The following is a 16,903-nucleotide window of genomic DNA, read 5'->3' as shown; positions in this document are numbered from 1 at the left end:
CGAAAGCGGTTGGACATTCAACATTTCTGCCGACTGATACTGCGCATTCGCGAGCAAGCTCGCTCCCACAGGTGCTCAGTGCAGCTCAACGGATTTGCGATTGACCCTAGCGAACATCCGCCCTGAAAAGAAAGACAAAAATGCCCATCGGTTTGCGTCGCGACCGAGCGGTCGATAAAGTCCCTCAGACTTTTATCCCACGGACGGAGAGCCCGCGTGTTTTCAGCCTTGCCCTTGAGACGCTTTCGCCTGCCAGCCCTGACGCTGATCATCAGCGCCCTGACCCTCACCGCATGCAACGCCCCGCCCTCCTCGACCTTGCCGCTGGCACCGGAAGCTGCTTCCGGTTTCCGCACCGATCTGCAAACCCGTCACGCCAGCCAACACATGGCCGCCGCTGCCAATCCCTTGGCTGCTGAAGCCGGGCGCGAGATGCTGCGTCAGGGCGGTTCGGCGATTGATGCGGCGATTGCGATGCAAGCGGTGTTGACCCTGGTTGAGCCGCAATCTTCCGGGATCGGCGGCGGCGCAATGATCGTGTTGTGGGATGGCAAACAGGTGCGCACGTATGACGGCCGCGAAACCGCGCCGGCCGGCGCCACCGAGAAGCTGTTCTTGCGCGCCGATGGGCAACCGATGTCGTTCCCGCAGGCGCAGATCGGCGGTCGCTCGGTCGGCACGCCGGGCGTGTTGCGCGCACTGGAGATGGCGCATCAACAACACGGTCGCCTGCCGTGGGCGAAGCTGTTTGATCCAGCGATCAAACTGTCCGAGCAAGGCTTTGCGATCTCTGCGCGTTTGCACTCGCTGCTGGAATCAGATCCAGTCATCCGCCAGTCGCCTGATATGGCCAAGTATTTCCTCAACGCCGATGGCAGCGTCAAAGCCGTCGGCACACGTCTGCAAAACCCGGCGCTGGCAACAGTGCTCAAACGCATCGCCAGCGAAGGCGCGGACGCGCTGTACAAAGGCCCGATCGCCGAAGAAATCGTCGCCAAGGTGCAGGGCCACGCCAACCCCGGCAGCCTGTCGTTGAACGATCTGCAGCGCTATCAGGCCAAGGAACGTGCGCCGCTGTGCACCGATTACAAGCGCTGGCAGGTCTGCGGCATGCCGCCACCGTCGTCGGGCGGCATCGCCGTGGCGCAGATTCTCGGCACATTGCAGGCGCTGGAAACTCGCGACCCACGTCTTTCCCTGACGCCACTGAAACCGCAGAAGACCGACAAACCGGCCGGGATCGAACCGGATCCGCAAGCCGTGCATCTGATCGCCGAAGCCGAACGTCTGGCCTACGCCGACCGCGCGCAATACGTCGCCGACACCGACTTCGTGCCGGTGCCGGTCAAAGGCCTGGTCGATCCCGGATATCTCGCCAGCCGCGCCAGCCTGATCGGCGAACGCAGCATGGGCAGCGCCAAACCGGGCACGCCACCGGGTGTGCAGGTTGCCTACGCCCCGGACCGTTCGCCGCTGCGCATCTCCACCTCGCAAGTGGTCGCGGTGGATGACCTCGGCGGCGCCGTGTCGATGACCACCACCATCGAAGCCGCGTTCGGTTCGCACCTGATGGTTCAGGGCTTCTTGCTGAACAATCAGATGACCGACTTCTCGTTCATCCCCGAAGAGAATGGCCAGAAAGTTGCCAACCGCGTCGAACCTGGCAAACGTCCGCGCTCGTCGATGGCGCCAACGCTGATCTTTGATCGCCACAGCGGCGAATTCGTCGCCACGGTCGGCTCGCCCGGCGGTTCGCAAATCATCGAATACGTGGCCAAAACCACCGTCGGCCTGCTCGACTGGAACCTCGACCCGCAAAGCGCCATCAGCCTGCCCAACTTCGGCAGCCGCAACGGCCCGACCGAACTGGAACAAGGCCAGTTCAGCCCGGCGCTGATTCAGGTACTGAAAGACAAAGGGCATGCGGTCAATGAAATCGACATGACCAGCGGCACCCAGGCCATCGTGCGGGTCAAGGATGCACAGGGGAAAGCGTCGTTGGAGGGTGGCGCGGATCCACGGCGTGAAGGCGAAGCGTTGGGGGATTGAGGCTAGGACGCAAAACAAAAAAGGCTTACCGCGAGGTAGGCCTTTTTTCATGCAGCGGATTTAACCCGGAAGATCACCCGATATCAGCGATTCGCCACCAGATGCGCACCGAACAGCAGATAGTATCCACCCGCGAACCGATCCAGCCATTGCCGCGAACGCTCATACACACCAGCGATCCGGCGACTGGCGAAGAACAACGCGACGCAGCAATACCAACTGAACGACAGCGTCGCCATGGTCATGACTGCCAGCGCCAGCAACAGCGGTGGGATGTGAGCCGGCATGGCGGTGGCGAAGATGGTGGCGACGAACAGTGCCGACTTGGGATTGGTCATGTTGCCCAGAAAGCCGCGGCCATAAGCGCCGAGCAACGTTTGCTGCGAGTCATCCAGCGTGCCCGCGACGATCGGCGCCTTGGGCTTGAACTGCTTGAGCCCGAGGTAGATCAGGTAGCAGCCACCGGCAATCTTGAAGCTCAGGTACAGCGTCGGCGCGGCGCTGAACAAGGACTGAATGCCCAGGCCACCCGCCAGCCCCCACAACACGGTTCCGCTGGCCACGCCGAGCGCCGCGACGACACCGTGGCGGCGGGAACGGCTGACCGCGAGTTGCGCGATGTTGAAGAAGTTCGGGCCGGGCGTGACCACGGCCACCGTCCACAACAGGGCCAACGACAGCAGCGGCGCCAGATAACTTGAAAGGGAAAGATCCATGGGGCATGCGCCTGATCGGTTCGACGATGCCCTCTACCTTGCAACATCCGGCAATGTTTTGCCATCAGCCGCTATTCACACCGCTAGCGTCTTGCCATCCACCGTATCGCCAATTTTCAGAAAATGCCCGCCCGCCACGTGGTGCAAGGTGCGTAAACCATCGTGCCCTTCGAAATGCCAGCGTCCGTCGCTGAACACGCGCTCATCGGCGTGGGCAGCGATGACTTCGGCGAGAAACAGGTCGTATTGCTCGTGATTGCGCGGCTCTGGGAGCAAACGGCATTCAAGCCAGGCGACGCAGCCGTCGAGCAGCGGCGCTTCGACTTGTTCGCCGGCAAAGGTTTGCAGGCCGTAAGCCTGAAACTTGTCTTGCCCTTGGGTTTGGGTGATGTCCAGGCCAGAGGTATTGCCGACGGTTTGCACGATGTCGGCCTGATCGACGCAAGGGACGTTGAGCACAAAGGTGCCGGACGCTTCGAGCAATTGGCGGGTCCAGGTGGATTTATCGAGGACGACGGCGACTTTCGGCGGTTCGAAATCCAGCGGCATGGCCCAGGCGGCGGCCATGATGTTGCGCTGGCCATCGTAGGCGGCGCTGACCAGTACGGTCGGCCCGTGATTGAGCAAACGATAGGCTTTGTTCAAGGGCACCGGGCGGCGGTGGGAAGCGCTCATGGGGTCTGCTCCGGGGGAAAAGGAGCCGATTGTAGCGCTGCCACTGAAGAAACACAGAACCTGTGGGAGCGAGCTTGCTCGCGAAAGCGGTGTGTCAGTCAACAGCACTGCTAAGTGAACTGACGCCTTCGCGAGCAGGCTCGCTCCCACAATGGATCAGTGGAGATTAGTGGGAGAGTTGATTGGCGAACTGGCCGACCGCATTCACGACTTTCTGCGCACCATCCTGAATCTCGACAATCACCGTGCCCGCCTCGGCCGCCAGCGCCAGACCCTGTTCGGCCTGAAGCTTGCCATCGGTCATCAGGGCCACGGCGTTGCGCGCCATTTCCTGGTTCTGCCGCACCACGGTGACGATCTCTTCGGTCGCCTGGCTGGTGCGCGAGGCCAGCTGTCGCACTTCGTCGGCCACCACGGCAAAACCCCGGCCCTGCTCACCGGCGCGCGCCGCCTCAATGGCAGCGTTGAGCGCCAGCAGGTTGGTCTGTTCGGCGATGCCGCTGATGGTTTTGACGATGGTACCGATCACCTGCGACTGCTCGTTCAGTGCCTCGATACCCTCACCGGCAGCCTGCATGTGCCGCGACAGATCACGCATCACATTCACCGCCTCGGTGACCACGGTGGTGCCACGTTGCGCGGTGCTGTCGGTTTGCTGCGAGGTGCTGTAGGCGATGCTCGCCGCGTCGGCGACGGCTTGCTCGCGGTTGACCTGATCGGTGATCACCGTGGCGAACTTCACCACTTTGTACAGTTTGTTGTTGGCATCGACCACAGGGTTGTAGGACGCCTCCAGCCACACCGTACGACCATGGCTGTCGACACGCTTGAAGCGGTCAGCGACGAACTCGCCATTGTTCAGACGACGCCAGAAATTCTGGTACTCGGCGCTGTTGTATTCTTCCGGAGCGCAGAACGTCCGGTGATGTTTGCCCTTGATCTGCGCCAGGCTGTATCCCATGCCGCTGAGGAAGCGATCGTTGGCGTTCAGCACGTTGCCGTTGAGGTCGAATTCGATCACAGCGGTCGAACGCACCAACGCACCGATCAGGTTTTCATGTTCACGAGAAGCTTCAATGGTGCGGGTCAGGTCGCTGGCGAACAGCGAAATGTGCTTGATCCGCCCATCCGAAGAACGCACCGGTTGCACGATCGAACGCAGCCACGCTTCTTCACCATTGCCACGCAGCAGGCGCACGGCACCGGCGAAATGTTCGCCGCGGTTCATGGCGTTTTTGAAGCGGTGATGGAATTCATCGGTTTTAACGTGGGCCGGGACGATGTCTTCAATCGCCCGACCGATCAGGTCCTGGCTCTTGTAGAGCATCTCGGTGAGGAAGTTCTGGTTGACCGACTGAATGCGCCCGTCGGGCTCAAGGGTCAGCACCAGCATCTCGCTTTCCAGGCTTTCCTTCACTTGCACAAGGCTGGAGAGTTCTTCACGAAGAGCGGCCAGCTCTTGCTTCAAGCGTTTGTTGAACATGGGGAAGTACCGATGGGCAGGATAGAAAGCGGGATGCAGCCTAACCATCGGCCTTGAAAATCTTTTCTGAAGAGCGCTCGCGACCGGTCAGTCAAAAATAATCTCGATAGGCCATCACCCCTCTCTACTCACCTACCGGGAAGGTACAAAACCCAACGCTCTGGCCCGGCCATTTCAGGTATTCTCAAGGAAAATTGCAACAACATGTTGCAGGTATCCGCCCGATAAGGAGTCCCGTTTTGGATTTATCGACCGCTGCCTGGATGGTTCACGACACCCGCCTGATTCTCTGCTGCCTGCTGGCCATTGCGACGATCATCGTGTTGATCAGCGCCACCAAACTTCCGCCGTTTCTATCGATCCTGATTGGCACTTTCATCGCCGGTGTCGGCGCCGGTTTACCGCCCGAAGACGTGGCCAAGGCCTTCAGCAAAGGCGCCGGGGCGATTCTCGGCGAGGCCGGGATCATCATTGCGCTGGGTTCGATGCTCGGTGCACTGATGGCCGAATCCGGTGCCGCTGACCGTATTGCCTCGACCTTGCTCGGGCTGGGCAAAGGCAAGTCGCTGCCGTGGGTGATGGCGCTGGTGGCGATGGTGATTGGCCTGCCGCTGTTTTTTGAAGTGGGTCTGGTGATGATGGTGCCGATCATCTTCGTCATGGCTCGCCGTTCGGGTCAGCCGCTGTTGAGAATCGCGATTCCGGCGCTGGCCGGGATGACCACGCTGCATGCCTTGATGCCACCGCATCCCGGGCCGTTGATCGCCGTCAGCGCGTTGCATGCCGATCTTGGGCTGACCATGTTGCTCGGTTTCAGCATCGCCATTCCAGCGGTGATTCTGGCCGGGCCGCTGTACGGCAACTGGTTGTCGAAACGCATGCACGTCGATGAGCCGGCAGAGCTCGGCGCCCTGTTCAGTGCGCCGCCGAAAGCGCCGCGCCAGCCGAGTTTCGGCATGTCGCTGCTGATCATTCTGTTGCCGGTGCTGCTGATGCTCGGCAGCACCCTGGCGAAAGTCGCGATGAGCCCGGAAAGCAGCATCGCCCTGAGCCTGAAGTTCCTTGGCGAACCGTTGGTGGCGCTGGGCATTGCAGTGATGGCGGCGGTGATCTGCCTCGGCTGGGCCAACGGCATGCCACGTGAAGACGTCGGCGGCACCCTGCGCAAAAGCCTCGCGCCGATTGCCGTGCTGTTGCTGACCATCGGCGCTGGCGGCGGCTTGAAGCAGACCTTGCTGGATGCCGGCGTCAGTCAGACCATCAGCAAAGTCGCTGAAGGCGCGCACATGCCGTACCTGTTGCTGGCGTGGCTGATCGCTGTGGCCTTGCGTCAGGCTACAGGCTCGGCGACGGTCGCGACCACGACGACGGCGGGGATTCTGGCGCCGATGATGGCGGGTCTCGCCGCAACGCAGAGTTCGTTGGTGGCGCTGGCGATTGGCGCCGGCTCGGTGTTCTTCTGCCACGTCAACGACGCCGGTTTCTGGATGGTTCGCGAGTACTTTGGCTTGCAGCTGAAACAGACGATCTGGGTCTGGTCGATCCTGCAGACCATCGTCTCGGTGGTGGGTCTGGTGGGGACGTTGCTGTGGTGGCACTGGTTGACGTGACGGCCTCGGCGAGTTTGCGCTGAGGCCGTTAACTCGCCTTCAGGAACAGGGCGCCACGGATTGGTTGCCGACTCGGGGCATGCGCGCGCCAAAATACGCCGCGCTGACGATGCCGACCATGCCCATCACCGCGCAGAACATCACACAAATCCACGGGCTCCACGGCATCAGACCGATCAGCAGCAGCGGTGTGATGCTTGCCCAGGCGGCGTAGGCGATGTTGTAGGTGAAGGAAATGCCTGACACGCGAATACGCGCCGGGAACAAGCCGACCATCACCGAGGGCACCGCACCGACCACTCCGCACGCCAGACCAGCAATCGCGTACGCCATACCAATCCACTCGCCACCGCTGATCAGGCAGCCGTAAAGCACACCGATGCCCAAAGGCAGCAGCAGGCTATACAGCATGACCGTGCGCCACGCGCCAATTCGGTCGACCAGCAATCCGGCAATCACGCAGCCTATATTGAGAAACACGATGCCCAATGCACTGAGGGCGAAGGTGTGGCTGGCGGTCATGCCGAAGGTTTTCTGCATCATGGTCGGGGTGATCACTACGAACACCACCACTGCCGAGGTCAATACGCAGGTCAGCAACATCGCCGGCAACATCGCCAATCGATGCTCACGCAGTACTGTGCGCAACGGCAGTTCGACCCGCGCTTCACGCTGCGCTTCCATGGCCATGAACACCGGGGTTTCGCTCAACCAGCGACGCAGGTAAACGCCAATCACGCCGAATACACCACCGAGCAGGAACGGGTAGCGCCAGGCGTAATCGAGGATTTCCGCCGGGGTGAAGACTTGTGCGAGAAACGTCGCGGTCAATGCGCCGATCAGGTAACCGAAGGTCAGCCCGGCCTGCAAAAAGCCCAAGGCGTAACCGCGATGCCCGGTGGGCGCGTGCTCGGCGACGAACACCCAGGCGCTCGGCACCTCACCGCCCACCGCCGCACCTTGCAGGATGCGCAGCGCCAGCAACAGCAGCGGCGCGAAATAACCGATCTGTGCATAAGTCGGCATGATCCCGATCAGCAGACACGGCAGCGCCATCATCAGGATGCTCAGGCTGAAGACTTTCTTGCGCCCCATTCGGTCGGCGAAATGCGCCATCAGAATTCCGCCCAGTGGCCGCGCCAGGTAACCGGTGACGAAAATCCCGAAGCTCTGCAGCAGGCGCAGCCATTCGGGCATTTCCGGCGGGAAGAACAACTGGCTGAGGGTCAGGGCGAAGAATACGAAAATGATGAAATCGTAAATCTCCAGCGCGCCGCCAAGGGCCGCGAGGCCGAGGGTCTTGTAGTCGGAACGGCTGAACGGCGCAGGTTTGGCCGGGAAGTGGGCAGTCATGGCAAAGAACTCGGAAACAGGCAAAAAACCAAGGCGCCCATGGTCTACGCAAATGGGCGGATGGACAACCCGTTAGACCATAGTCCCGGTTTTGCAAAACCTGCTCACAAAGCATCGGCAGTTGAATTACTGTTATTGCCTGTCCAGCGGGTTAGTCCCTGTCTCCGACAACCGAAGAAACACCTGTGGGAGCGAGCTTGCTCGCGAAGAGGCCGGTACATTCAGGATCTATGTCGACTGACCTGCCGCCTTCGCGAGCAAGCTCGCTCCCACAGGTAGGGTGTGTTTAGAGAAATCGGAAACCCGCGGACCACAATAACCATAAAAATCCGAGGTACTCCCTGTGGCCGTTGATATCGAAGATAGCCGCTCCGCACGCTTTGCCCTGCGCTGTTCAAGCTTCGCCGAACGCTGGTTTCCCGACTCCTGGGTGTTCGCTGCGCTCGCCGTGATCATTGTCGCCCTGGCCACACTGGCCATGGGCGCCAAACCCACCGATGCGGCGATGGCGTTCGGTGACGGCTTCTGGAGCCTGATTCCGTTCACCATGCAGATGGCCTTCGTGGTGATTGGTGGCTACGTAGTCGCCAGCTCGCCACCCGCCGTGAAACTGATCGACCGATTGGCGCGCATCCCGAAAAACGGCCGCTCCGCTGTAGCGTGGGTGGCGTTGATTTCGATGGTCGCGTCCTTGCTCAACTGGGGCCTGTCGCTGGTGTTCGGTGGTTTGCTGGTACGCGCCCTCGCCCGCCGCACCGATCTGAAAATGGATTACCGCGCCGCCGGTGCTGCGGCTTATCTGGGCCTTGGCGCGGTATGGGCGTTGGGTCTGTCGTCGTCGGCCGCGCAGTTGCAAGCCAACCCCGGCAGCCTGCCGCCGTCGATTCTGTCGATCACCGGGGTGATTCCGTTCACCGAAACGATTTTCCTCTGGCAGTCCGGTGTCATGCTGCTGGCGCTGATCGTGATCTCGATCATCATCGCCTACGCCACCGCCCCCGGGCCGAACTCGGCGCGTGACGCCAAGGCCTGCGGCATCGACCCGGCCTTCAATCTGCCACCGCTGCAACCGCGCACCCGTCCAGGTGAATGGCTTGAACACAGTCCGCTGCTGATCATCGTGCTGGTGCTGCTGGCGGCGGGATGGCTGTTCCATGAGTTCTCGACCAAACCGGCGATCACCGCGATTTCCGGACTGAACACCTACAACTTCCTGTTCATCATGCTCGGCGCGTTGCTGCACTGGCGTCCGCGCAGCTTCCTCGATGCCGTCGCCCGTGCGGTGCCGACCACCACGGGCGTGCTGATTCAATTCCCGCTGTACGGTTCGATTGCCGCGCTGATGACCACGGTCAAAGGTGCCGATGCGCAGACCTTGGCGCACCACATTTCGACCTTCTTCGTCAGCATCGCCTCCCACGACACCTATGCGCTGTTGATGGGCGTGTACTCGGCGATTCTTGGCTTCTTCATCCCGTCCGGTGGCGGCAAATGGATCATCGAGGCGCCGTATGTGATGCAAGTCGCCAATGACCTGCAATACCACCTCGGCTGGGCGGTGCAAATCTACAACGCCGCCGAAGCACTGCCGAACCTGATCAACCCCTTCTACATGCTGCCGTTGCTGGGCGTACTGGGGCTGAAGGCGCGGGATCTGATCGGTTTCTCGTTCGTGCAATTGCTGGTGCACACGCCGCTGGTGCTGCTGTTGCTGTGGGCGCTGGGGACGACATTGGCGTATACGCCGCCGGTGATGCCGTAATTTGAAGAGGTTGCACCTGCCTTAGTGCAGGTGCGATCAGTTCTGTTCGGTAGGGAGTACCGTTAATAGCTCGGGCAAAGCGACCTGAACCGTTTCCCACACTACATCCAGATTGATATCGAAGTAGCCATGAGCGATTCGATTACGCATTCCGCGCATGCTCCGCCATGGAATTTGCGTGTTCTGAGCAGTGAACTCGGGATAACGATCCATCACCTTGGTAGCCGCCTCGCCAATGATGACCAGACTCATAATGACTGCTTGCTGCGTTCGCTTGTCTTCGGCGAACTCTTCCTTATTCAGGCCTTCGATAAATATCAACGCATCGCTCGCGGCCTGCCGCATATGTTCGAGGTAATCGCCGAGCCGGTTTTCGATCATACGGGACGAGCCTGATCCAGAACCTGCTGCCGAAACTTCAGCGGTAGATCTCCTGGTGTCAGCAGATCGACAGTCACGCCTAACAGGTCCTCGAGTTCCACTTGCAGCCCACCGAGATCGAACAACGTGGTACCGGGAAGTGGATCGACCAACAAATCCAGATCACTGCCATCCAGATCAGTCCCCAGTGCGGCGGAGCCAAATACACGGGGATTTGCCACACGAAATCTTCCGACAACCTCACGGATGGCAACGCGTTGCAAATCAAGAGCAGTGGAAGGCTTCATGGATCACCGTAACCAGATTCATTAATGCAGCAGTCTAGCAGTGCCAAAGGACGCTAGACACCGCTCCATTTGTAACCCAACCGTCACATCCCCTTGCTAGCGTCCGCCCGAAACATACTGAAACATTTAAGCAAAACGGGCTGAGACATGAGCGACGACACAGACGGCACCGACGCACCCTCCACTGATTCCAATAACTCCGTTGACACCAGTCGCCGCCGCTTCCTCGGCGGCGTTGCGGTACTGGGTGTCGGTGCAACACTGGCCGGCTGTGGCAGCGCGGGCGATAAGCCGGGCAAACCGGTGGAGCGCCCACTGACGCCAGCCGAGCTGGACAAGGCCCTGCGCGATCAAGTGAAAACCGTGGTGGTGATCTACGCCGAGAACCGCAGTTTCAACAATCTGTTCGGTGATTTCCCCGGTGTCGAAAAACCGCTGTCAGCGCTCAAGCCCGGCGACTATCAACAACGCGATCGCGACGGCTCGCTGCTGCAAACCCTGCCGCCCGTATGGGGCGGCGTCCTGCAGATCGGCCCGCAAACCCTCGATGGCGTGACCTACCCCAGCGCCACACAGTTTCAGGAAAACCTGCCCAACGCGCCCTTCGCTCTCAAAGGCCCGAATGGCGAGGACTTGCCGTTCGGTCTGGTGACCCGCGACTTGTGGCACGTGTTCTATCAGAACCAGATGCAGATCAACGGCGGCAAGAATGACGGCTTCGTGGCCTGGGCCGACTCCGGTGGCTTGACCATGGGTCACTACGCGCAGAGCCGCTATTCTCTGCGTCTATGGGACGTGGCTCAGGAGTTTGTGCTGTGCGACAACTTCTTCCAGGGTGCCTTCGGTGGCTCGTTCCTCAATCACCAATACCTGATCAGCGCCACAGCGCCGTTCTATCCAGACGCAGCCAATTCGGTGGCCAAGTCGCAGATCGCCGCACTGCAAAGCGACGATCCCGCCGATCCACGCCTCAAGCCGCTGGAACAATCCCCCGCCAGCGCGATGACCGGCCCGCCGCAGTTCGGCCCGAGTGCGCTGACCCCGGACGGCTTCGGCGTCAACACCCTCGCCCCGCCCTACTGGCCCACCTGGATTCGCGACCCCGAGCGCCCGGCGTACTCCAAAGCGGATCTGCCCAACGTCATGGTGCCGCAGACCCACGAACACATCGGCGACAAGCTGTCGAAAAAGAACATCGATTGGGCCTGGTACGCCGGCGCGTGGCAGGCGACGCTGGAGCAGTACAAGGATTCCGGCGGCATTCCGAAAATCCCCAATTTCCAGTATCACCATCAGCCGTTCAACTACTTCAAGCAGCAAGGCCCGGAGAATCCCGACGAGCGCAGTAAACGCCTGCGCGATGCCGGCCTGGGGGATGAGTCGAGCAGCAACAAATTCTTCGCCGATGCCGAAGCGGGCAAGTTGCCGGCGGTGAGTTTCTACAAACCCCAAGGCAACCTGAACATGCACGCCGGTTATGCCGACGTGGCCTCCGGTGACCGGCACATCGTCCGTGCGCTGAAAGTGCTGCGCGAAAGCCCGCAGTGGCAAAACATGGTGGTGATCGTCACGGTCGACGAGAACGGCGGCTGGTGGGATCACGTCGCACCGCCCAAGGGCGACCGCTGGGGGCCGGGTTCGCGAGTGCCAGCGCTGGTGGTGTCACCGTTTGCGCGCAAGGGCACAGTGGATCACACGGTCTACGACACGGCATCGATTCTGCGGTTGATCAGCCGAGTGTTCCAGCTGGAGACCCTCGACGGCCTCAAACAACGTGACGACGCCATGATTGCCCGGGGTCAGAAACCCATGGGCGATTTGACCAACGCCTTGCATTTTCCGGCGTGAAAACCAGCCCAGTGAGTTTGCGCAAAAATCTGCCGATGACGGCTTCTCTGTCAAACGCGGCTGATCCACTATGAGACGCCCCCGACACGCGGGGGAACCCACGCTGAAAAGGATCTGAGCATGTTCAAACTCGCAGGACTCACACTCGCCGCCCTCACACTGAGCGCGGCCGCCCACGCCGATGTCGATCTGAAACTGGGCAGCACTGAACGCGTCACCCGTCTCTTCGCCTACCCCAACAACTGCAATGTGATCTGCTACCGCAACTGGACGCTGGAGCAGACCGTCACCCATTACCTGAGCCAGAGCGTGCAACGCGATGGTTATGCCGATGCCAAGGTGCTGGTAAAAACCGACAACGGTCAGCTCTACGCCGAAATCACCGGCGTGCCGAAGGATTACGACAAACCCTTGTCGGCGCTGCTGGATGCGGGGGATCTGGCCTACACCGGCGCCAGCAAGCTCAACGCCGACGGCAAATGGGCCTACAGCTGGTATCTGTTCCTGCCGCTGGGCATGGCCCTGGAAAATCGTAAAAGTGTCGAGTTGCTGCACTTCCCGCCGGATTACTCGCTGACTCAGGCGCAGGATTATTTACGTTCCAATACCACCGATCGCTGGGCAACGCTGCTGACCGACAACGGCATTCCCGCCAATCAGACGCCCGCCTTCCAGACCATCATCGACATTGCCCCGATCGCTGCGCCGTCCAACGCCGGTAGCGATCTGGAAGGCGTCTATGACTACTTCAAGGATTACCAGACCACACTGGTCAAGCAGTTCAGCCAGACCAGCAGCGGCACGACGCTGCCGATGGTCGCGTTCGGCGCGCCGGTGCGCAACTGGATCAAGCAGCAATACGGGCCAACCGTGAATGTATTGGGGCTGGCGACCATCAGCCCGAGCGAAGGCGTGAAAGTGCCGGTGCTGGGCTCGAACCACCCAAGTTATATCTGGTACGCCGCCGACCCGAAGAGCTACACCGGCGACGATGCACAGGCCAAGGCTGATGCTGCTGGTCTGAAAGTCATGGGGCAGGATTTGAGCGCCGCCTGCTGGCAGGCTGGCATGGGCAGCAAACCGGGCAGCGACGCGCAGACCACTCTCAGCAGTTGCACGCAGACGTGGCAGGTCACACAGAAAGTCAAAACCTGCGAGCTGTTCTACACCTCGATTCGCAACCTGACCCCGGAGCAGGCAGCTGCCAAGTGCGCAACCACTGCGATCAAATCGCAACTGAAGCAATTGAAAGCGCCGCTGCCGGCCACCGCTATTCCCGCCCCACACCTGTAATTGCCTGTGACATTCCCGTGTCAGCCAATGCTGACGCGGGAAAGCGTCTAAATCGCCTGTCAGATCTGACAGTAGACCGGCTATACCTAATAAGACACGATTGGATCCAAACGGCAGTACTGTTGTATTGACAGGACGTCAACCCGAGGAGTCGCGAAACCTTGCGACAAGGACTGTTATGAATAGCCACGCCATGGCGCAATCGGCGCCACGCGACACTGAAGGCATCTATCCCTTCGCGGGCCTGCCCGTGCGTCTGGGGTTTCCCTCCAGCGCCGACTTCGAAATTCTTCAGGATGAGTACGGCACCCCAACGGCGGTGGCGACGCGCCGTGAATTCCCGCAAACCCATCGGATGTGCCGGGTGTCCGGACAATTATTGCCCTATCGCTGCCGACAGACCCGACAACTGTTGACGGGCATCCACCTCTACGACCCGCGCTTTTGCGGATTGATCGAACACGCTTGCGACCCTAACGTGTTTCTCGACATGAGCGAGTTATGGCTGTGGGCGTTGAAAGATATCCACAGAGGTGAACGGCTGACCATGGATTACGCCGCCACTGAAGACAAACTGCTGCACCAGTTCGCCTGTGGCTGCGGGGCCAAACGCTGTCGAGGGTGGATCACCGGTTATGACGACCCACCCAGCCTCGAAGGCCAACACTTTTTACAACGCTGGCGGCACTCGGGTTTGCGCTGACAGGCGGATTACAACGCGCCAACCGGACGCAGACGATATTGCGGTGGCAACTGCTCGAAACCACTGATGGTGGTGTTGAGACTTTTCCAGCGACCATCCTTGATGCCGTAGATGCATCCGTGGATCGACAGGCTCTGCCCGCGATGCCAGGCGTTCTGGATGATGCTGGTGTGAGCGACATTGGCCACTTGCTGGATCACGTTGAGTTCGCACATCCGATCAACCTGCTCTTCTTCGGTCGGCAGCTTGGCCAGCTCTTCGCGCTTTTCGTAGTACAGGTCGCGGATCGAGCGCAGCCAGCCGTCGATCAGGCCGAACTGCCGATCCTGCATCGACGCGCGCACACCGCCACAGCCGTAGTGGCCGGTGACGAGGATGTGTTTGACCTTGAGTACGTCGACCGCGTACTGGATCACCGACAGGCAATTGAGGTCGGTGTGCAGCACGACGTTGGCGACGTTGCGGTGAACGAACAGATCGCCTGGCAACATGCCGACGATTTCGTTGGCCGGTACGCGTGCGTCGGAACAACCGATCCACAGATATTCCGGCGTTTGCTGGCGCGCCAGTTTGGCGAAGAAATCCGGGTCTTCCTTGGTGATCGCGTCAGCCCAACGCTCGTTGTTATCAATCAGGTCTTGTAAGTCATGCATGCTGTAAGGCCTCAAGAAAGATGCGCTGGTATGACAGACGACCACCCGTCGGGGTCACGCCGTCACCGCAAGTGATTTCATTGGAATTCTCGTGTGCCCGGTGAGTCCACCTAAGTAAGGCCCACAGTATGAGGAATTGCCATGACTGATTCACGACGCCCTTACGATGCCGTGCAACCGGAGCCCATCGATGATAACGAAGACCGCATGGGTTCGGTGCATGAGCTGGATTTCGATGAAGACGAGCCGAGCGCGAAGATTGGAGATGAGATTCCGGAGCGTGAGCGCGAGCAGCTGATGCCGCGTGAACGGGTGCGCGAGGCAGGAATGACCGGGGCTTCAGTGAGCGATCACGAGCCGACCGACGATGACCTGAGTCCGGAAACGTTGATTCATGAAGACGGAGCGCGGGATGCCGAAGAGGCGGGGGAAGGCAATCAGGCCGATTGGGATCTGAGCATTGTCGATGAGGATGACATTGGCGGAGGCAACGGGCTGGATGAGGCGGAACTGGCGCGGCGCGATCCGCTGGATGGCAACCGCTGATCATCCGTGCCTTAGAGGACGCCTTCGCGAGCAAGCTCGCTCCCACATTGAATTAAGTCGTTCACAAATATTGTGATCTACCCAAAATCCATGTGGGAGCGAGCTTGCTCGCGAAGCTTTTTGAGGAAGGTCAGTCAACCAGGGTGCAGGCCATGACCACGGCATCTTCACGCCCACCCACCGCCGGATAATAATCCCGACGCCGGCCAATCTCATTGAAGCCATAACGCTCATACAACTTGAACGCGCCCGTATTGCTGTCACGCACTTCCAGAAAACATTCCCGCGCCGAAGCCGCATACGCCCGAGACATCAGGTGCTCAAGCAGCGTCAAACCCAGCCCGCGCCCCTGATTCTCCGGTTTGACGGTGATATTGAGCAGATGCGCCTCATCCAGAATGATCTGCACCACGCCATGGCCGACCTGTTGCTCACCTTCGAACATCAGCCAGATCTGGTACTTGCCCAGCCCGTCGAGAAAGATCCCGCGAGTCCACGGATGGCTGTAAGCGGCGTACTCGATTTTCAGCACGGTTTCCAGATCCGCCTCGGTCATCGGGCGGAACGATACAGCGTCACTCATTCGATTCTTTCCAACGCGCCATCAGCCGACGCATGGCTTGCCACACAGCGGCCTTGCGCTGTGGCTCTTCCATTAACAATTCCAGACCGGGAATGGCCCAGGCCGAGCCCAGACCTTCGATCTGCAATTCACGATTGAATGCTTCGGCATCCGCTTCACCGGCAAAACGCACAGCCGGCAGGCCGATCAGCCACAGGCAGGCGCACGGAGCGGCTTCCATTTGCACGGAAAGGAAACCCTGGACGAAGTCGCGCGCCGCTTCCGGGCCTTGATCCATAGTGCCGCGATTGAGCCACGGCCAGCGCACAGGCTCGCCGACGATTTGCGGTGCATCCGGCAGACCGGCGGCGCGCAGCATGTCTTTGAGCAACAGATAAGCAGGATCACGGCTCTGGAACGGTTCGCCTGTGGGTAACTCGACCAGCAGCAGGCAACGTCCGGCGCGCAGTAATTGCAGGGCGAAACGCGGTGGCGGCACCGGTGTCGGTTTGGCGACGACTGGCGTGTCGTCGGCCTCTTCTACCGGTTTGGCACCGGTGCGGGTACTCGCCAACGACGGCCGCGGCACCTCGATTTTCGTCCGTTCGACCGGACGAGCGGCAGCCGTTTGCAGCGGCGCTTCGGCTTGCGGCGCGGGCACAACCGGCGCCTCTACCTCCGGCTCGGGCATGTCCAGCAGCTCGGGCCGTGAAGGCGCGGCAAAAGGCAATTCGGTGCGCGGCAGCCAATTGACCACCTGCATGGCGTTCAAATAGGCGCGGCGGCGGGACTCGATTAGCAAGGGTCGGCCACTTGTGGATAACTGAAGTGGGCTGATTCTACCGCCCTTCGCTCAAGATCGCTTGCTGTTGATCGATAGCCTTTACCTAAGCTCTCTGCCTTAGAAAACTCGACAGCCCGTCCCGAGAGTGAATTGCATCCTTCGTGATGCAGTACAATCGCCGCTTTTCATTGCCAACCA

Annotated in this window: 15 protein-coding genes and 2 pseudogenes; 7 read left to right on the top strand and 10 right to left on the bottom strand. The window is 60.4% G+C overall.

What is annotated here, in order from left to right; genetic code table 11:
- Window positions 1-216 precede the first annotated feature (216 nt).
- Complete coding sequence (gene ggt, locus HUW52_RS06410; RefSeq protein WP_175553215.1) at window positions 217-2,049, top strand: gamma-glutamyltransferase; 1,833 nt, start codon at window positions 217-219, stop codon at window positions 2,047-2,049.
- Window positions 2,050-2,132: 83 nt separating this feature from the next.
- Here ggt and HUW52_RS06405 read toward each other — a convergent pair whose 3' ends face one another.
- The 4 genes and pseudogenes from HUW52_RS06405 to HUW52_RS30670 form a co-directional block, all read right to left on the bottom strand.
- Window positions 2,133-2,765 carry a LysE family translocator gene (locus HUW52_RS06405; RefSeq protein ID WP_175553214.1) on the bottom strand — a complete coding sequence of 211 codons (633 nt, stop codon included), beginning with the start codon at window positions 2,763-2,765 and terminating at the stop codon, window positions 2,133-2,135.
- A gap of 75 nt (window positions 2,766-2,840) precedes the next feature.
- Window positions 2,841-3,440 (bottom strand): flavin reductase family protein, encoded by a 600-nt coding sequence (locus HUW52_RS06400; protein WP_175553213.1) that lies wholly within the window; start codon window positions 3,438-3,440, stop codon window positions 2,841-2,843.
- Window positions 3,441-3,606: 166 nt separating this feature from the next.
- A pseudogene (locus tag HUW52_RS30675) lies at window positions 3,607-4,044 on the bottom strand (methyl-accepting chemotaxis protein); the annotation flags it as partial.
- A 102-nt stretch (window positions 4,045-4,146) separates the two neighbouring features.
- A pseudogene (locus tag HUW52_RS30670) lies at window positions 4,147-4,833 on the bottom strand (PAS domain-containing protein); the annotation flags it as partial.
- A 329-nt stretch (window positions 4,834-5,162) separates the two neighbouring features.
- On the opposite strand from HUW52_RS30670, the gene HUW52_RS06390 reads away from it, so the two are divergent.
- The gene (locus HUW52_RS06390; protein ID WP_175553212.1) at window positions 5,163-6,533 is read left to right on the top strand and encodes a gluconate:H+ symporter; all 1,371 of its coding nucleotides are present in this window, start codon (window positions 5,163-5,165) and stop codon (window positions 6,531-6,533) included.
- A gap of 39 nt (window positions 6,534-6,572) precedes the next feature.
- On the opposite strand, the gene HUW52_RS06385 is transcribed toward HUW52_RS06390, so the two are convergent.
- On the bottom strand, window positions 6,573-7,886 hold the full coding sequence (locus HUW52_RS06385) for an MFS transporter (RefSeq protein ID WP_175553211.1): 1,314 nt from the start codon (window positions 7,884-7,886) through the stop codon (window positions 6,573-6,575).
- 343 nt (window positions 7,887-8,229) lie between these two features.
- Between HUW52_RS06385 and HUW52_RS06380 the strand changes: the two genes are divergently transcribed.
- Complete coding sequence (locus HUW52_RS06380) at window positions 8,230-9,648, top strand: short-chain fatty acid transporter (RefSeq protein WP_175553210.1); 1,419 nt, start codon at window positions 8,230-8,232, stop codon at window positions 9,646-9,648.
- Window positions 9,649-9,684: 36 nt separating this feature from the next.
- Here the strand turns inward: HUW52_RS06380 and HUW52_RS06375 are convergent, their stop codons facing one another.
- Both HUW52_RS06375 and HUW52_RS06370 read right to left on the bottom strand, forming a co-directional pair.
- Window positions 9,685-10,029 carry a DUF86 domain-containing protein gene (locus HUW52_RS06375; protein ID WP_175553209.1) on the bottom strand — a complete coding sequence of 115 codons (345 nt, stop codon included), beginning with the start codon at window positions 10,027-10,029 and terminating at the stop codon, window positions 9,685-9,687.
- Complete coding sequence (locus HUW52_RS06370) at window positions 10,026-10,316, bottom strand: nucleotidyltransferase family protein (protein ID WP_175553208.1); 291 nt, start codon at window positions 10,314-10,316, stop codon at window positions 10,026-10,028. The genes HUW52_RS06375 and HUW52_RS06370 overlap by 4 nt, the downstream gene beginning before the upstream one ends.
- A 147-nt stretch (window positions 10,317-10,463) precedes the next feature.
- Between HUW52_RS06370 and acpA the strand changes: the two genes are divergently transcribed.
- From acpA to HUW52_RS06355, 3 genes are all read left to right on the top strand, one after another.
- Complete coding sequence (gene acpA / locus HUW52_RS06365; RefSeq protein ID WP_016983594.1) at window positions 10,464-12,164, top strand: acid phosphatase; 1,701 nt, start codon at window positions 10,464-10,466, stop codon at window positions 12,162-12,164.
- A gap of 120 nt (window positions 12,165-12,284) precedes the next feature.
- Window positions 12,285-13,457 (top strand): hypothetical protein, encoded by a 1,173-nt coding sequence (locus tag HUW52_RS06360; RefSeq protein ID WP_175553207.1) that lies wholly within the window; start codon window positions 12,285-12,287, stop codon window positions 13,455-13,457.
- Window positions 13,458-13,635: 178 nt separating this feature from the next.
- A complete protein-coding gene (locus HUW52_RS06355; RefSeq protein ID WP_026000486.1) occupies window positions 13,636-14,160 on the top strand; it encodes an SET domain-containing protein-lysine N-methyltransferase in 525 nt (174 codons plus the stop codon).
- A gap of 8 nt (window positions 14,161-14,168) precedes the next feature.
- On the opposite strand, the gene can is transcribed toward HUW52_RS06355, so the two are convergent.
- A complete protein-coding gene (gene can, locus HUW52_RS06350; protein WP_007912954.1) occupies window positions 14,169-14,813 on the bottom strand; it encodes a carbonate dehydratase in 645 nt (214 codons plus the stop codon).
- Window positions 14,814-14,954: 141 nt separating this feature from the next.
- On the opposite strand from can, the gene HUW52_RS06345 reads away from it, so the two are divergent.
- Window positions 14,955-15,359, top strand: a complete 405-nt coding sequence (locus HUW52_RS06345) for a hypothetical protein (RefSeq protein ID WP_016983591.1) — start codon at window positions 14,955-14,957, stop codon at window positions 15,357-15,359.
- Between the two features lie 130 nt (window positions 15,360-15,489).
- Here the strand turns inward: HUW52_RS06345 and rimI are convergent, their stop codons facing one another.
- Both rimI and HUW52_RS06335 read right to left on the bottom strand, forming a co-directional pair.
- Window positions 15,490-15,942, bottom strand: a complete 453-nt coding sequence (gene rimI / locus HUW52_RS06340) for a ribosomal protein S18-alanine N-acetyltransferase (protein WP_007912963.1) — start codon at window positions 15,940-15,942, stop codon at window positions 15,490-15,492.
- A complete protein-coding gene (locus HUW52_RS06335) occupies window positions 15,935-16,684 on the bottom strand; it encodes a hypothetical protein (protein ID WP_026000485.1) in 750 nt (249 codons plus the stop codon). The genes rimI and HUW52_RS06335 overlap by 8 nt, the downstream gene beginning before the upstream one ends.
- Window positions 16,685-16,903 lie beyond the last annotated feature (219 nt).

The sequence above is a fragment of the Pseudomonas sp. 43A genome (assembly GCF_013363935.1).
GTDB classification, from domain to species: Bacteria; Pseudomonadota; Gammaproteobacteria; order Pseudomonadales; family Pseudomonadaceae; genus Aquipseudomonas; species Aquipseudomonas crudilactis.
The sequence above is the reverse complement of the archived record's forward strand: the minus strand, read 5'-3'. Positions and strand labels throughout refer to the sequence as shown.

What these genes read in the sequence shown, in the direction of transcription:
- HUW52_RS06405 (WP_175553214.1), bottom strand. Translation starts at nt 2,765, where the DNA reads ATGGATCTTTCCCTTTCAAGTTATCTGGCGCCGCTGCTGTCGTTGGCC.
- HUW52_RS06400 (WP_175553213.1), bottom strand. Translation starts at nt 3,440, where the DNA reads ATGAGCGCTTCCCACCGCCGCCCGGTGCCCTTGAACAAAGCCTATCGT.
- HUW52_RS06385 (WP_175553211.1), bottom strand. Translation starts at nt 7,886, where the DNA reads ATGACTGCCCACTTCCCGGCCAAACCTGCGCCGTTCAGCCGTTCCGAC.
- HUW52_RS06375 (WP_175553209.1), bottom strand. Translation starts at nt 10,029, where the DNA reads ATGATCGAAAACCGGCTCGGCGATTACCTCGAACATATGCGGCAGGCC.
- HUW52_RS06370 (WP_175553208.1), bottom strand. Translation starts at nt 10,316, where the DNA reads ATGAAGCCTTCCACTGCTCTTGATTTGCAACGCGTTGCCATCCGTGAG.
- acpA (WP_016983594.1), top strand. Translation starts at nt 10,464, where the DNA reads ATGAGCGACGACACAGACGGCACCGACGCACCCTCCACTGATTCCAAT.
- HUW52_RS06360 (WP_175553207.1), top strand. Translation starts at nt 12,285, where the DNA reads ATGTTCAAACTCGCAGGACTCACACTCGCCGCCCTCACACTGAGCGCG.
- HUW52_RS06355 (WP_026000486.1), top strand. Translation starts at nt 13,636, where the DNA reads ATGAATAGCCACGCCATGGCGCAATCGGCGCCACGCGACACTGAAGGC.
- can (WP_007912954.1), bottom strand. Translation starts at nt 14,813, where the DNA reads ATGCATGACTTACAAGACCTGATTGATAACAACGAGCGTTGGGCTGAC.
- HUW52_RS06345 (WP_016983591.1), top strand. Translation starts at nt 14,955, where the DNA reads ATGACTGATTCACGACGCCCTTACGATGCCGTGCAACCGGAGCCCATC.
- rimI (WP_007912963.1), bottom strand. Translation starts at nt 15,942, where the DNA reads ATGAGTGACGCTGTATCGTTCCGCCCGATGACCGAGGCGGATCTGGAA.
- HUW52_RS06335 (WP_026000485.1), bottom strand. Translation starts at nt 16,684, where the DNA reads ATGCAGGTGGTCAATTGGCTGCCGCGCACCGAATTGCCTTTTGCCGCG.